13 protein-coding genes are annotated in these 16,283 nt (G+C 47.7%); 1 reads left to right on the top strand and 12 read right to left on the bottom strand.

The features are described from left to right. The 7 genes from MUG09_RS13480 to MUG09_RS13450 all read right to left on the bottom strand — a co-directional run bounded on the left by MUG09_RS13480 (position 1) and on the right by MUG09_RS13450 (position 8,193). Positions 1 to 1,020: a family 43 glycosylhydrolase gene (locus tag MUG09_RS13480; protein WP_244771957.1), complete on the bottom strand. Its 1,020-nt coding sequence runs from the start codon at positions 1,018 to 1,020 to the stop codon at positions 1 to 3. Positions 1,021 to 1,029: 9 nt separating this feature from the next. Next, on the bottom strand, positions 1,030 to 2,541 hold the full coding sequence (locus MUG09_RS13475; RefSeq protein WP_244771956.1) for a response regulator: 1,512 nt from the start codon (positions 2,539 to 2,541) through the stop codon (positions 1,030 to 1,032). Then, positions 2,529 to 4,283 carry a sensor histidine kinase gene (locus MUG09_RS13470; protein WP_244771955.1) on the bottom strand — a complete coding sequence of 585 codons (1,755 nt, stop codon included), beginning with the start codon at positions 4,281 to 4,283 and terminating at the stop codon, positions 2,529 to 2,531. The genes MUG09_RS13475 and MUG09_RS13470 overlap by 13 nt, the downstream gene beginning before the upstream one ends. A 99-nt stretch (positions 4,284 to 4,382) precedes the next feature. After that, the gene (locus MUG09_RS13465; protein WP_244771954.1) at positions 4,383 to 5,120 is read right to left on the bottom strand and encodes a carbohydrate ABC transporter permease; all 738 of its coding nucleotides are present in this window, start codon (positions 5,118 to 5,120) and stop codon (positions 4,383 to 4,385) included. Positions 5,121 to 5,191: 71 nt separating this feature from the next. Beyond that, positions 5,192 to 5,833 (bottom strand): carbohydrate ABC transporter permease, encoded by a 642-nt coding sequence (locus MUG09_RS13460; RefSeq protein ID WP_244771953.1) that lies wholly within the window; start codon positions 5,831 to 5,833, stop codon positions 5,192 to 5,194. 316 nt (positions 5,834 to 6,149) lie between these two features. Beyond that, on the bottom strand, positions 6,150 to 7,454 hold the full coding sequence (locus tag MUG09_RS13455) for an ABC transporter substrate-binding protein (protein ID WP_244771952.1): 1,305 nt from the start codon (positions 7,452 to 7,454) through the stop codon (positions 6,150 to 6,152). Positions 7,455 to 7,575: 121 nt separating this feature from the next. Next, entirely contained in the window at positions 7,576 to 8,193 is a 618-nt protein-coding gene (locus tag MUG09_RS13450; RefSeq protein ID WP_244771951.1) for an LCCL domain-containing protein, read from the bottom strand. A gap of 220 nt (positions 8,194 to 8,413) precedes the next feature. Between MUG09_RS13450 and MUG09_RS13445 the strand changes: the two genes are divergently transcribed. Further along, positions 8,414 to 9,385, top strand: coding sequence for an alpha/beta fold hydrolase (locus MUG09_RS13445; protein WP_244771950.1), 972 nt, complete (start codon positions 8,414 to 8,416; stop codon positions 9,383 to 9,385). A 9-nt stretch (positions 9,386 to 9,394) separates the two neighbouring features. On the opposite strand, the gene MUG09_RS13440 is transcribed toward MUG09_RS13445, so the two are convergent. The 5 genes from MUG09_RS13440 to MUG09_RS13420 form a co-directional block, all read right to left on the bottom strand. Continuing rightward, complete coding sequence (locus MUG09_RS13440; protein WP_244771949.1) at positions 9,395 to 12,202, bottom strand: ATP-binding protein; 2,808 nt, start codon at positions 12,200 to 12,202, stop codon at positions 9,395 to 9,397. Between the two features lie 12 nt (positions 12,203 to 12,214). Further along, the gene (locus MUG09_RS13435) at positions 12,215 to 13,297 is read right to left on the bottom strand and encodes an HD domain-containing phosphohydrolase (protein WP_244771948.1); all 1,083 of its coding nucleotides are present in this window, start codon (positions 13,295 to 13,297) and stop codon (positions 12,215 to 12,217) included. Between the two features lie 68 nt (positions 13,298 to 13,365). Next, positions 13,366 to 14,331 carry a D-2-hydroxyacid dehydrogenase gene (locus MUG09_RS13430; RefSeq protein WP_244771947.1) on the bottom strand — a complete coding sequence of 322 codons (966 nt, stop codon included), beginning with the start codon at positions 14,329 to 14,331 and terminating at the stop codon, positions 13,366 to 13,368. A gap of 62 nt (positions 14,332 to 14,393) precedes the next feature. After that, entirely contained in the window at positions 14,394 to 15,563 is a 1,170-nt protein-coding gene (locus tag MUG09_RS13425; protein ID WP_244771946.1) for a GGDEF domain-containing protein, read from the bottom strand. A 159-nt stretch (positions 15,564 to 15,722) separates the two neighbouring features. After that, positions 15,723 to 16,274: a hypothetical protein gene (locus MUG09_RS13420; RefSeq protein ID WP_244771945.1), complete on the bottom strand. Its 552-nt coding sequence runs from the start codon at positions 16,272 to 16,274 to the stop codon at positions 15,723 to 15,725. Between the last annotated feature and the right edge of the window lie 9 nt (positions 16,275 to 16,283).

Raw genomic sequence — 16,283 nt, 5'->3', positions numbered from 1 at the left:
TTACCTCTTCCACCACGGCAAGGGTCCTTCATCAATAGGATACTCATCCAAAGACCACTCGTCCCGCCACTCAACAAAGGGGCGATTGTCTAGAAATCGTATTGGAAGCCAAACATAGGTTGCCTCGCTTGTTTCTGCTTCTTCTTTGCCATTAATTACGGATGTTTTTGCCATCCATCGATCTCCAATGGCAATATAGAGACCATAACGGGTTGGATGCTTGAAAACAGAACTGAATTGGCAGTCGAAGCTTGTCATGTTCTTGTCATCAATGCAGAAGGAACCTTGCAATGTATAGGGGCCGTGAGGAAGAGTGGATACCATCGCCTCGGTAGGATTTGGATTATATCCGGTTGTTCCACTACTGATGAGATGGTAGCTGTCTTCTCTCTTGAAAAAACATGGTGCTTCACGTGCAAGAGGAGGCTCGAGTCGAGGGCAATGACTGGAATAAAATCCGGTAACATTGAGATAATCATCGGTAAGGTCGGCAATCAACAGCTCAGTGTGAACGCGATCTGCTATGAAATATCCTTTGCCGTCCCTCTCATCAATCCAAAGATCGAAATCCCCGGTTTCTACACCAAGCGGTCTGATGGTATGCACCATGGTAAAAGGACCATCCATAGTAGGAGAGGTAGCGACACCCATATACTGTGTCATCCAATCAAATGGATCTTCGTTGGTGCCGGCGAACTTAACCCACATGACAAATAGTTTGGTACGAGCATTATATACAACATGAGGGCGATCCATGATGCGATGGGGGTGCATAGGGTCATGTGGTGAAGTTGCCGGATACAGGATGGTACCCATATCTGTCCAAGCATATAAATCTTTTGAACGATAACAGCGAACCCCGTTATGCCAATTCTTGCCTCCGGGTACGTAGTTGGATTTGTCTTCTCCATACCAATAATAGTTGCCTTTATGATATAAAACAGATCCACCATGTGCCTGTATTAATTTTCCTTGGGTGTCCATCCAAGGTTTCCCTGGATAAAATTTCATGGTACTCATACATTCTCCTTACTTAGATGCAAATATGTTCTTGGTCCTGAATTCCGAAGGTGTCATGCCGGTATTTTGCTTGAAGATTCTGCTGAAATAGAACGAATCTTCATATCCGACAGAGGCTGCAATGCTCTTGATATTGAGCGTTTCGAGATTCACAAGCAGATATTGGGCTTCTTGTATCCGCTTGTTGATTAGATACTCATTCGGAGAAACTCCCATGAGTTTTCTAAATACAATACAGAGATAGGAATAGTTGAATCCAAATTGCTCGGCCAAGTCTTGGATGCGAATTCGTTCACAATAGTGTGCGTCCAAGTAAGACTTGAGCTCCATCATCAGCCCTTCGCTGTCAGTATGCGAACTCTGGTTGTTTTTAGCATAACCTTGATAGAGTAGGTCAAGAAGCTGTTTGTAGAGTATATCATAGCTATTGGCATTACTGAAAATGACATCGAGCAGCATATTGATATCTGGGTTTATTCCGTCAAACTGGAGTTTAGCGAATAGTGTTCTGATGACATGCAGCAAGTCCCTTTGCGTAGTCTTATGCTCCTCGCATGTGTGAAGGATGGATACGAGCAATCTCTTGATTTCAGTAATTGGAGAGGGTGAATGCGTAACATGGTCTAGCATCTGCATTTCTTTGTGCAGCAGTCCAAATACATCAATCGACGCATCCTTTGAGGGGAACTCATATAAGCTCGATTGTGTAAAAATACTCTTTCGATAGAGTTCTTGGTCCAGGGTCTGGGCTTGCTTGGTGATATCGGAGAACGACAAGAGTTGGGGAGTGTAAACCATGGTAATTGTCGTTGTTGAGTGGTACATCAAAACAAGTTTCTTGAAAATTGCAGGAAAAATTGTCTGAGCCTGTTCAGTTGGATTCTCAATAACGAGTACACATTCATTCGGATAGTTTTTTGGTACCACATAGAAATCAGAATGAGGAAGTAAAGAGGAAAGAATGGTCTGAACTTCCTGGTATTGCGGCAGGAATTCTGCTGAATCGAACAGGTTCGAACGAAAGAATCTATACGGCCCAAAACAAATATTTGATACCAAGATGGGCCCTTGTACTGTATCTTGCATTGTTGGGGGCAGAGAAGAGAGCATTTCTTGGATTGTTCGTTGTTTCCTCTCATGTTGTGTGCAAACGAGTTTGGGCTTGATGTTCTCTACAAATTTTGCAAACGATGCAGCGTCGAGAGGTTTGACGAGGTAATCTAATACTTGCAATTGGAGAGCCCGTTGAGCCTTTTCAAACTCACTGTATCCACTGATGATTACAATCGGAACAGTATCTCCTTCCCCCCGGAGTCTTTCAGTCATTTGCATGCCATCAAGAATCGGCATGGAAACGTCAATACATGCAAGATCCGGTTTCAGCGTTTTAATGAGTTGATATCCCTGTTCTCCATTCGTAGCTGTGCCGACGACTGAAAAGGTTGTATCGGTAAGCGAGAACAAGCGTTGGATGTTTCTGATGATGATTGGCTCATCATCTACTATGACTACTCGGAGCATACAGATGCTCTCCTTTCAGCAGTATCTCGTACATCAATGACAATCCTTGCCCCTCTTGATGCATCCCCATTGGATATATGAAAAGTGAATGCATCCTTATAGAGCAACCTCAGACGAATGTAGAGATTTACCAGGGCTTTATCATGCGCCTTCAGCTCTTCGTAACTGTTTCTCTTCGAAAGTATGCGGTCGATTGAATTGAAGAGAGAAGAGAGCTCGATAATGCTTGCATTAGAGAATCCAGCTCCACTATCACTGATTTCAAGATGCCATCCCCCAGGGGATACTTCACAGGTGAGATCGAGATGATACGGGGGATATGCGTGTTTGAATCCATGAGTGAAGGAATTCTCCACCATCGGTTGAAGGATCAGGCGTGGGATTCTGATGGATTGTAAATCGCCTATCACATGAATCGTGTAGGAAAATAGGGTTTCATAGCGCCATGTCATGAAATCCATATACGTTCTCACATTATCCACCTCGTCCTTCAAGGATGTCTCAGAGTCACTCCCGCTACTGGAATATCTGAAGAGTTCACTCAGCTGTTTGCACATAACGGGAACTTTTACCGATCCTTCCTCATAGGAGGCTGCACTGATCGCCGTGAGGGAGTTAAAGAGGAAATGAGGATTGACTTGTGATTGGAGGCTCATAATGCGCAAATTCAATTCCGTCTCATTTGCCAGCAGTAATTGGTCTGTGGATTCTTGCAATCGTTCAACCAAACGGAGAAATGTTTGCTGGATGTCCTTGATTTCCTTAAGATTACATGGATGAACGACTGGCTTTTCGTACAATGAAAACCGGTCGATGTCATAGGAGAGTTGCTCTAAAGGTTTGGTGACCTTTTGTACAATAAAAATCATGACTAAGAAGATGGCGATTGTGATGCACGCAATGAGCAGGATCAATTGTTTAGTCAAAGTCCGTAGTGGTGCATCATAGATGCTTTTAGGTTGAAGAAGCAGTATTCTCCAACCTATCGAAGCGAGCTCGCCGAACGCCATTATATACGTATCATCATGCAATGAGATTGTGATAATGTCTCCGGCTTTCTGCTCGTTCATCATTGTTTTGAGGCTCTGTAAATCGTCTTGATCCTGTTCCATTGTTGTATGAATTATTCTATTCTGTTCATCAATCACCAGGAACGATAGTCCTGCATCAGATTCTCCAATACTAAAAATATCTTCAATTACCTCATAGGATTCCATCACTTCAATGGTTCCGATTTGTACGAACCCGAGGTTGGTGGCGATAAAAGGTCGTACTAAAGAAAAAACGATTGAATCCTGGAAATCACTCCAATAGTCTTTGTGAGGCGGTATCACAGCGTAAGGTTGCTCTTCTGGCACTGCAAAAAATGGTTGTGATGATACCTCGAGTATCTTACTTACTGTCGGACTATAGCGCAAACCTAGATACGTGCTTTCACTGAATATACTGACATTTTGTGCTTGTGTTTTTGGGGAATTGAATGCCCACAGGATATCTTGTGCAATTTTCTTTTGTTCTAAATTGTGTTCGAAGTAGTTTTTTCCCGCATATTCCGATTTTTTTGCATAAGAAAACATTTCTTGAAGTGTATTGCTTGCCAGCAACTGAGTCGAAAGTGTGTCGAGGCGGTATATCACCGTATCCATCAACTCAATCGAAGTATGGATGCGTTGCTGAAAATAGCGGATAGACTGATTCTTTCGATCCTGCATGTAGCTATTTGAAATAATGATGGTTATCACAAGTATCACCAAGAATAGATACAAAAGGATGAGTAAAAGGAGTCGGTTTCTTATGCTGTTGAACATGTGCGTACCTCACAAAGAATCATACTATGAACCTCAGCCTTTTACTGCACCCGCAGTCATTCCTTCAGTAATATACTTCTGAGCAAATACATAGAGTATAAGCAAGGGAAAAATGGTGATAATGATATCTGCAAAGATCAGATTCCATGCAGAGGAATGAGCCCCATAGAAATTATACACAGTCAAAGGAAGCGCCCATTTGTCACTGCTTGAAAAGTACAAAGGAATTTGAATATCGTTCCAGCTTCCGACAAAGTTGAAGATGATTAGAGTCATGGTAACCGGTTTTATAAGTGGAAACACTATCTGGAAAAAGAACTGAAGAGGCGGGCATCCTTCGATAACCGCTGCCTCGTCAAGTTCTCTGGGAATAGTTTTCACAAATCCTGCGTAGAGAAATATTGACATGGGCAAACCATAGGTTGCCGCTACAAGAATAAGACCGGCATAGGTATTGAGCAGATTTAATGCATTCAGTACCAGATAGGTTGGAATGAAAGCAACTGGGATAACCAACCCACTGAGAAATAGGTAGTACTGTGTTTGGGCCCATTTTTGTCTTGAACGGGCTATCACATAGGCACATAGGGAGGAAACAACAACGATGAGGATACCAGATCCGATTGAAATAATTAGTCCGTTGACAAATGCCTGGAGGATATGGGCGCTTTCAAGCACTTGGCGATAGTTATCCCATTGCCATTGTGTAGGGAGCTTGATTGAAAATAAAGCAGCTTCTCTCCGGGGTTTAAGCGAGTTGATGAGAACCATATAGAGCGGGACGAGAAATAGGAAGCTCGCACACAGAGTCATCAAGGAGAATGCTTTTCTTTGTATATGTTTCATAATTCAATCTCCTTTGTACGGAGATACCCAACTATCCCAAACGTAAGCAGCATGATGAGCAAGGTTGTGAACAGACCCACTGCAGAAGAGTACCCGAGGTACCCATTTCCAAAGCTTTTATAGAGGAAGGTGCTCAGTACTTGTGTTTGGTCTGCAGGACCTCCATTGGTGGTACCGTATACCTGTGCAAATACCTTGATTCCCGAAATTATGCTTAACATAAGTGTAACATTGATCGATTGAATGATCAGGGGGACGGTGATGTAGCGAATTTGTTGAATCGTTGTGGCTCCATCGATATTTGCAGCATCGTAGAAATCCTTGGGTATTGACTGTAGCCCAGCGATGAAAATTGCCATGCTAAAACCTGTCTGCTGCCAAATTTCCATAATGCTGATCGAAGTTAAGGAGAAACGAGGGTCAAACAGCCAATCCTGCTTCAGATTACCCAGATGCAGTACATCAAGAAAAGCATTGAGCAGTCCGTTTGTTGGGTTGTAGATTGATAAAAAAATGATGGCAAGGACCAGCGGGCTGATTGTGATCGGCAGGAAGATGATCGCGCGATTCACATAGTTGAATCGAGTTTGCCTTTGTACAAGCAGAGCCAGGATGAAGCCTATTACATTTTTCCCCAATACTGTTATTACTGCGAAGTAAAAAGTATTTTGTATGGCTTTCCAGAACACAGGTTCAGTAAATAGCCGTTGGAAATTTTGCAATCCGATGAAGTGGATGTCATCAAAATAGAATATTGACCAGTCAGTGAACCCTAACCCGAGATTGGCAATGTTTGGGATAATAAAAAATATGGAAAAGAGAATCAATGCCGGGATAGTGAACCAGATCGAGTAATAGGTGGATGTGTACCTTTTCAAGTGCAGACGCTCCCTGTTGAGACTGTGGCAACTTTTGTAAGTTGCCACAGGTGCTTGTATGCTTCGATTGAATTGATTAGAAACCAGTAACTCTACGTGCCTGTGCATCAGCGGCGTACGCTTCATACCAGCGGTCAAGAGCCTGTTCTACAGTAAGTCCAGCAAAGAGGCCTTGTATCTGTTCATTGAATTTCCCATAGAAAGGTTCAAGAGGTGTAGCCCCATTATACGTGGAGTTATTGAAATCCCCGAGTGAGGGTAGCATTTTTGCATATTCTTTCATCTCTTGATTGAATGGGCTCATATTCAAGCTGAAGCCCAGGTCTGTGTACGGAACAGCACCAGGAACCAAGTCATAATATGTTTTCAGAGGTTTTTCAGAAAGCATAGTATTGATGAACTCTTTTGCCAGGTCTACACGGGGACTTTTTGCTACTACGGAAAGATAATTGGTTGCTGTACCAAACAAAACATATCCATCTTTCTCGTCATTCCACAGGGGAGTGAATGTCATGCCGATATTGTCTACTTTGTCTGGATAAAATTCTTTCAAGGTACCGTAGGCATTGTCCAGCATTGCATAGAATCCAACTTGTTCATCGGCCAATGCCTCGAGTGCCATATCATTGGTTGCAGACATATAGTCACTATTAATGAGGCCTTCTGTCTTTAAAGAAGAGGCATTCTTCCACAGTGTCACCAATTCAGGAACATTTCTAGGTTTGATTTGGTTGGTTGTAATTCCTTCAATGAGAGCTGGATCGTTGGCGAAAACACTGGTCATTGAGGTCAGCAGCAAAATTTGGGCAGTCCAGACCTCTTTATTGGAAATGTATACCGGTGTGTACCCAGCCGCTTTGATTTTCTTAAGAGCAACCATGAACTGGTCATAGTTCAGCAGGGGAAGTGTAACTCCACTGGCCTCAAGGACTTTCTTATTATACAACAGACCCATGTTGGATTCTCCGCCGAGGGGAGCTTTTAAAACATTGCCTTGTTCGTCAATGGTAAGAGGCTTGGTGGTAGTGGTGATTTTTGCTACCCATGGGCCGTTGAGGGGAGCAAGGTCTTTGGCTGATACATCTGTCAAGCCGAAGTTGTGCACAATCAAATCAGCAGCATTACCGGTGACTAACCGCGTATTTGTTACATTCAACATCTGATCATCAGGAATTACATCATATTGCAGGGTAATTCCCATCAAATCTGCAGCGGAATCGAGCGCTTTGCGGATGTTGCCGGGACCCGCATCCCCCGAGCTCATCATTACGTGTAAAACCTGTTTTTTTTCTGGTGTTACCCCGGCTTCGGATGCACCTGCAGCAGTGAGAACGGATACTGCAACGAATGCAATCAATGCAATGGACAAAAACTTCTTCATGTACTACTCCTTTTCAGGACTTCTTCGTCCTTGATACTATAGAGTGTTGGGGATGAAGGAGAAGAAATACATGGACAATATTTGGGTAATTACTGGACAATCTCTCAGTTTTCCCTGGATGTTATAAATAATCCCAGTCACTGAGCGTAATTTTCAGATTTTCTTTATCAGGCAACCAATACTGAAGCAGTTGATACCCGTCCTCGTCATAGGCCTCTACGGAAAGGATGCCCAACTCCTCTGTTTCAAGAAAGGATTGCAAGTATGGCCATCTCGATAGTTTGACAGGTACGCTCTCGCCACTTGCGAGTACACTTCCTTGCAACAGTTCCTTGCTGTAGTCCAGTTCTGCCTCCATCTTCGGGGTGAGGATGTAGAGCTCAACAAGGGCGTACTCGCATTCATTGGTTACAGAAAGGGTGGTGCCTGTTTGATTGGAAACAGTGAAATAGGCCGGGGCGGGGTCACGGGAAGGCTGGAAGGGCTCATCGGGAATATCGATGAAAAGGATGGTGCTTTCATCCGGCTTCACAACGTTTCCCTTGGCATCGAGAAATACGAAGGTGGTATTCCATCCCTCGTATTTTATATGCTCGGGACCCTCCTTGATCAGGATGGTCACCTCTCCACCGTCCTCATAGGTGAGCAGTCCCATCTGAACAGCAGCGCTTCCGATGCTTGAGTCCCAGTCAAACTCGCCAAAACCATAGACCGGCTTGGCTATTCCATTTGGAGGCAATTCGAAGGAGATTGTCTGTCCGTATCGACCTTTATACGCTTCTGCGGTGGTTTCCCAACCAATGTGTTCGGCCGATAGTGAGGATAGGGCGAGGATGGTGAAGATACAGATGCAAAGGTTTATTCACAATAGATGATTTTGTATTTCCTCAGCTCGGAAACCTATACAAAGCTTGCTCATGAGTAGGTACTGTAGATACAATCATGCTCAAGGAGTACGTATGGGTAAACGGAGAAAGCTCTGGTTCAAGCGGGTTGTAAAGTGGGCATTCTTGCTTATCATTCTTCTTTTGGGTAGTACCACGTTGCTGCATTTCACCTACTTCTCTCAGCAACGGAAAAAGGTTGAGCCTTATGGACAGATGGTTCCCGTATTTGACGGGACCATGCATCTGACGACAATGGGGAAGGGCGAAGAGACCATAGTCCTGTTGCCCGGTATGGGCATCGCTCTCCCCTCAGCTGACTTCGGGCCCCTGATGAGAGAGCTTGGTAAAAAACATACCGTGGTCGTTGTCGAGTATTTCGGCGTGGGCTTCAGCAGCCAAACCAACCGGGAACGCTCCAGTGCCAATTATGTGGAGGAGATCCGAACGGCTCTGAGAACAGCTGGATTCACCGCTCCCTATGTCTTGGTGGCACATTCAATCTCAAGCCTGTATAGCGAATATTACGCTTCTGCCTATCCTGACGAAGTGAAAGCCATTGTTTCGTTGGACGGAACCTCATCGGATTTCTATACAAAGACTCCGGGTTTTGTAGCGGCACTGCTTCCCATAGCAAAGCTCCAACAAACCTTGGGTGTAACAGCGCTTCTGGGCCCCTTGGTGACCAATCGCAAGGAAGCTTTGGAATTGGGCTATACTGATGAGGAAATCGATCACATGCTGCTGTTTGCAGGTTTCTCGATCAACGACACCCTGCTTGAGCAAATCGCCCAAGGCACCGAGTTCGTAGCCCAGACAAAAGCCCTTGCTTATCCTGAGAGTGTGCCTTACTACAAAGTCATCTCCAAAGATACCTATGAGAAGCCCAACAAGCAGCTTCCCATGACACCACAGGAGTACCAGATGCAGCATCTCAAGAGAATTGGTCCACAGGCCGAGTATGAGGTGCTTGAGGGCACGCACTTCATTTACCAGACGAATGTAAATAGAATCGCTGAGATAGTGAATGAGATGGTAAAAAAGTAACGGTGGGCTTCAAGCTTTACTCACATACTCCTTAGCTTCAAGCAGCACCTTCTCCAGTTCAATATATACGGTAAGCAGAGCCTCCTCTGGAGGCATCCTGCCGTTCTGTAGTGTCTGTTGCAGATTGGCACAGAGCTTTTGTGCTTCTAATGCCCCGATGCTCCCGGTGCTGCCTTTTGCCTTGTGTGCGAGTTCTGCCGCAGTATGGAGATTCTGCTCCTCAATGGCTTTTTTTATGCTTGGGATCAGCTGTTCAAGCTCGGCGATGAAGGCAAAGAGTACACGCAGGTAGAGCTGTTGGTCTCCTCCTATACTGAAGACTCCCCGTTCGAAATCTATGCTCCGTCTACTCTGATGATAGGGAATGCCCAGTTTTGCCACCTTCTCGATCAATTGATCGGGATCGTACGGCTTGCCGACCAGGTCGTTGACCCCGATTTGCATGCATCGCTTGCGAACCGTTTCCATCAGGTCGGCGCTGGTGATGATGATCGGGATGGTCTCGTTCTTGGACCTGATCAACGTTGAGGATTCATACCCATCCATCACATCCATATGCAGGTCCATCAGGACCACATCCAGTACTCCCTCCAAGGCGAGGAACTTCTCATACCCGATTTTCCCGTTGTCGGCAAGGTGGATCGACCAGCCTTGCCGCTGTAGGATCTCCTTGGCAATAATCTGGTTTGTGGCATTGTCCTCAACCACCAGAATCTGCAGCGGCAGTGCAGCAGCGGTTTGCTTGGATGAGTCGCTCTCCTGGGCTTCCCCTTCGCCCCTGCCGAATAGATGGAGCAGTGCATTGAACAACACCGAGTTTATCAAGGGCAGGGGAAGCACCACGTCGATGAATGCAGAACTTTTCTGCTTGGAATCGTCATGGACGAGTGCAAGGACCTTCGGGCGCTTGTGTGCCTGCTTTTCCATGATACCTGCCAGAGAATCGGAAAAGGTCAGGCTGTCTGAAATTTCTACGACGACCAAATCGAAGTAATTACCGCTTTCCAGAAGCTTTGCTGCCAAAGAAGGCGAGGAGACCGATTCCCCTTGTATCTTATACTCATAGAAGAGGCTTCTGATGCGATCGTCGAGGTATCGGTCGCTGCAGACGACCAAGGCCTTGATCGCCGAGAAATCGATGCTCCTTCTTCGACTCTGTTCCTCCTCAGACCCCCGTGCATCGAGTGTGTAGGGAATAACGGCGGTAAAGCAGCTGCCTTTGCCTGATTCACTGGTCACCGAAAGCTTTCCATCCATCTTCTCCACCAAAGCCTTGACGATGGAAAGTCCCAAGCCCGATCCACCATACTTTCGATGGATGGATGCATTGGCCTGAACGAATGGCTTGAAGAGGTTCTCAAGCTGCCGGGCATCCATGCCGATGCCGCTGTCCTTCACCTCAAACCGTAGAACGCAGGCCTGGTCCTGCATCTCTTGGGCTTCGACCGATAGCTCGATGCTGCCGTTCTCGGTGAATTTTACCGCATTGTTAAGCAGATTGATCAAAATCTGCGAGAGACGCGTGGGGTCGCCAATTAAATGCTGGGGTACTCCTTCTGCCTGGTGCAACCTGAAGAGCAGGCCCTTCTGGTGAATCAAGTAGGACTCGATGGAGATGCAGTTCTCCAGCACATCATCCAAGGTGAACGGAATATGTTCAAGGATTATACGGTCCTCATCAAGGCGGGAGAACTCAAGAATATCGTTGATGATGCTCTGCATGGTCTGTGTCGCACCGCTGATGGCTTTCACATAGCGGAGCTGGGCAGCTTCGAGGGAGGTTTTCTCCAGCAGATAACTCATGCCTCGAATACCGTTGAGCGGTGTGCGGATCTCGTGTGACACCCGGGCGAGGAATCTGCTCTTCTCCAAGTCCGCCTGCTGGGCCTGCTTCTGTGCAGCATCCTTTTCCTTCACTGCCTCCCGGAGGCGGGAAACCCAGAACAGGGAGCTGCCGAGGATGATGACCAGAATCGATACGATGATGCCGACCAAGCGGATGATGGGAGCGAGATCGGAGCGGCTCTCATAGCGGATCCACCGGTCGAGAATGCGTGCCATCTCCTCTTCGCTGATGGAATCGAGGGTCTTTTGCAAAATGGTTGCCAATTGCGGCCAGTCACTGCGTACTGCCATATGCAAGTCCTGCAACCCTCCCTCGGCGATGGGGACGAACTGAAGTTCGGTCAAGCCAAGGGTGCGGCTCAGATATATGCTGGTGGCCTCATTGCCTACAAAGGCAACTTCTTCCCCCCGGTTGACAGCAAGCAAGGCTTCCTCGACGGTATCATACTGACGCATGGTAATTTCAGGGTAATAGAGGAGAAACCCCTCATGGGAACTGTCCCGCTGCACAGCGACCTGCCGATGCTTCAAATCCTCGAAACTTGAAATACTCGTATTGCTTTTTTGTACGATAATCGCCCGCTGGAATTGCAGGTATGGCTTCAAGTAGGTCATGTATTGCGCCCTTGCCTGGGTATAGCCGACAGCAGCGAGCAGGTCGATCGACCGTTCCCTGGTTTTCTGCACCGTTTGGGTCCAGCTCAAGGACGGGTCATAGATAAAGGTGAGCCCGGTGCGCTCGGCAACGAGGGAGAGGACATCAGCGGTGATGCCGCCATGCTTGCCTTCGTTGGAGATGAATTCAAAAGGAACGAATTTTGGGTCGATTCCAATCCGAATCGTCGGATGCGCCGCAAGAAAGCGCGCTTCTTCTCTACTGAACTGAAGCTTCTCATCAGAGCCTGACAGGGAGAAAATCGCAAGAAACAGCATCAAGAACAAACAAACCTTGATCCTGTTACGACTTCTCATGGTTTCTCCTTGCTACTCTTGCATTCGCATATTGATTTGAGGAACCACCTGCAAGAATGCTTCGAAGACAACAGGATCGAAATGCCGGTCGGCTTCCATCTTCATCACCTCGATGGCCTTGGCTTGATCGAGCTTCTCCTTGTACACCCTCTTGCTGGTAAGTGCGTCATATACATCGATTACCGCCATCAAACGTCCCGAAAGAGGAATGGCCAGGCCACGAAGCTGCTCCGGGTATCCGCTGCCGTCATACCACTCGTGATGGCTTGCGATCAAGGTGCGGGCCATTTCGATGAAACTGATTTTCGAATCTTCAGATTCAATACTGTAGTCCAGTGCCTCGACGCCCTTGTTCACATGCTCTCGCATGATGGCAATCTCATCCGGATCCAGTTTCCCCGGCTTAAGCAACACACGATCAGGGATTCCTACTTTTCCGATGTCGTGCAGCGGTGCGGTATCGATCAACTCCTGAATCTCCTTGTCGCTGAGCTCATAGCCGATGGGCTTCACTTTCTGAAGTTGCTTGCACAGCAGTTCCATCATGATTTTCGTACGCCGGGCGTGGTCGCTTGTTTCGATGTTGCGCACCTCCAGAAGCCGTACCAAGGCGTTGATGGTAATCTCGTTGGTTCTTCTAATCTCTCGTGTACGTTTCTCCACCAGCTCCTCAAGATGACGGTTGTGCTCCTTGATCAATTCGGTGGACTGCTTGAGTCTGAGCTGTACATCGATGCGCATCTGAAGGGCTTTGAAATTCAGGGGCTTACGGATGAAATCGACGGCGCCTTTCTCCAAACCTTGGATTTCCATAGCAACTTCCTCGGTATTGGTGAGGATGATGATGGGGATGTCCAGGTTGAGCTCATGGTAGCGGTCCATGAAGGTGAATCCATCCATTATCGGCATGTGGAGGTCAAGCAGGATCAGGTCGGTTTGCGGGTGCTCCTCAAGCTGCTGCAATCCCTGCTCGCCGTTTCGGGCAAGTATCACTTCATGGTTGGTCAGGATGTATTGAATCAGCGCAAGGTCGGTTGCAGCATCGTCGATTGCAAGAATTAAAGCCACCTTCAAACCCCCTTGAATATGTCTCATCGTATCATCGCAGGTCTGTGCGGTAAAGAAGAATGGTATGATATGACGGATGTATTTTCCTACAATTGCTAATAAGCCCGAGAGTAATCGATGAGATTGATCATCGGCTTGTCCTGGAGAAATAGATCAAGGTTTTTCTGGAACAGGGAAAATACCTGATGGGGGTCGCTCGGGGACAGTCCGCTTGCATGCGGGGTGATCAGGACATTGTCGAGCGTCCAAAGGATATGGTCTACAGGAAGCGGTTCGGGTGTGGTGACATCAAGCCCGGCACCAGAAATCCGACCGGTTTGGAGGGCTTCTGCCAATGCATGCTGGTCGATCAGGTTGCCGCGGCCAACATTGAATACATAGGCTCTTTCAGGCAGCAAGGAAATCCTTCGAGCATCCAACAGATGCTCGGTCTGCTGGGTGGATGCTGCACAAAGGGCGACATAGTCGGCTTGAGCAAGGAACGCATCAAGCTCGGATTCGGTACCCAGCTCATCCACATAAGGGGGTTTTTCTGTCGCTGTTCGTTTTACAGCCAACACCCTCAGTCCATGGGCTTTCGCCCGTAACGCCAATTGGGTTCCGATATCGCCCAGCCCGACGATGACCAGGGTGCTCTCCCAAAGGTCTTTGACGGGAAAGTGCCGCTTCCAGTTCCTGGTCTTCATCTGGTCGTGGTAGCATAGCAGATTGTGATTGAACGCGATGATCATGCCAATGATATGGTCGGCGATCTGTTTCCCATAGGTTCCACGCGCGTTGGTCAGAAGGGGAGGGACACTTGCATAGAGCGCAGGATCGACATACTGGCTGACTCCCGAGGAGGGGGTTTGCAACCAGCGTAGGTTGGCCGCAAGCTTCAAATCTTCTGGTTTTGGAAGGCCGACGACTATCTGCGCCTGCTCTATGTGTCTGGATGTATACGCAAGCATTCCTACACTCGTCACATTGACCTGGGGATACAGGGAGGCAAGCGTTGCCAATTCCTGTTCATCCGGACAAAAATGTGATCCGGTGAGAAAGAGTGTGTTGATGGTGCGCATATCAGTTGCCCTCCCGTATGGGAGAAACCCTACCGGCTCTCTGGTATTTGGGCAAGAGACCATCAGCCTTTTTTTCGTGTTGTCTGATGCTTTTTCATCTCATAGAGGCTTGCGTCGGAACGCTTGACCAAAGTTTCCAGACTATCTCCTTCCTGCCACATCGCCGTACCGATGCTCACAGACAGGGCTTGTCCCTTCAGTTCGGGAAGGAACACAGCCTGGACATCAGCTTTGATCTGCCTGCTGATCTGCTGTGCCTGCTCAAGATCACCACAAGGCAGCAACATGGCAAACTCATCACCGCCTGAACGGAAACAGCCCTCCTCCCAATCCGAATGCTGCAGCAAGGTTTCTGCGATACGCACCAAAACCTTGTCTCCGACGGGGTGTCCGTGTTCATCATTGATGGGCTTGAATGCGTCGACATCGAGAGTCAGCAGTACAAACGCCTTGCCGCGCCTGCGGGCCTCCCGCTCCAAACGTACCATTGTCTTGTTCATCGCACGTCGGTTTCCCAGGCCTGTCAATTCATCCGTATATGCACGGACGCTGATCAATTGGATGACTACGTAAAGGGAGAAGGCGAGCAACAAGGAGAGTACCGAAAAGGTGATGATATGCAGATAGAGGAGTTTACGGGATTGAAGAAGTAATGTTTCAGCCGAATAATCAACTCCCACCAGACCCGCCAGGCTGTCGTCACGTGCATCGATGATGGGGGCGAAGGCACTGAGAAAAACTCCCCAGTCGGAGGAGATGAGATTCCTGCTGCCGGCTGCTGTCCTGGTTGTATAGGCGATCTGTTCGGTCTCATCCATCCCATCGAGGGAGCCGAAAGGGGAGAACAGCTCGCTGTCGGGCATTTCTGCATCGAGAATATAACGGATGGTGGCATCATCCACGAACGCCTCGGTATAGACAAAATGAGCTCCGCTTTGTTCCTTGATGGTTCTGAGCAGGCCATTGTAACGCTGGTAGTCGGCATAGAGCCGGGGGGTTTTCTCAAGATCCGACGCGTCTGCGATGGCTCGGTACACCTCGATGTCATCTTCCAAAAAGGTCGCAACCGTGGTGGCAATGGAGAGAGCGCGCATACGTGCGTTGTCCTTCAGGACGCTGGTGGTGCGAAAATAGAGGAATTGTGCAGGCACAAAGAGACAAAGCGTTGTTGCTGCGAGCAACAAGAGATAATTGCGTTTCCCGCTAAACGTAATGTGCTGGGGTTTCCTCATCAGACCTCGGAAGGCAGACAGGAGAATTCTTTGCGTCTCTCTTCTGCTTCTACCACACTTATAACGCAAGTTGTCTGGTTTGTCATCCAGCGAGCCTGTAAAGTGTGTTCGAAGTCTGATGGAAGCGGCCGGTATACGCATGCATACCGGCCTTTCGATTTACTTGAGATTGGCCCTGAAACTCAGCGAGTTGAATGGGCTGGAAAGCGTGTTCGCCTGCATGCCCAGTTGGGCTTCATGCGGGGCGAAACGATACCCGGAAAGGATCAAGATCTGGAAGGAGTCGAACATGTTGAGTTCAAATCCAGTGGCGATGCTGCTGTAAAAATGCCACGCAATGTCTGGATAGGATTCAGTCTCGTCCACCTTCCCTAGAATCATTTGACCAAGGCTCGCCTGTATCATCGGATTGAAGGTGGCATCATTGAAGAGGGTGAGGGAGGCTCTCATCCCGCTCATCAGGGCAAAGGTGTTGTCCTGGGCCGTCAATTCCAAGGCAAGAGGCTGGGCCAGCAGGAAGGCTTCGACCGAAATCCTCGACCCTACCGGGGTTCCTACCGACAGTTCGTAGAACCGATACTTGTCATCGCCGATTTCGGCCTTGCCTTTCCCAAAGCCGAGATACGGCTCCCAGGCTACGGCTGCGCCAACCTGGAAAAGAACGATGCACAAGAGTGCGACGGTGACCATGCTTCGTTGTTTCGCTTTCATACAATATTC

It is taken from the genome of Sphaerochaeta associata (genome assembly GCF_022869165.1).
Lineage (GTDB): Bacteria > Spirochaetota > Spirochaetia > Sphaerochaetales > Sphaerochaetaceae > Sphaerochaeta > Sphaerochaeta associata.
The sequence above is the reverse complement of the archived record's forward strand: the minus strand, read 5'-3'. Positions and strand labels throughout refer to the sequence as shown.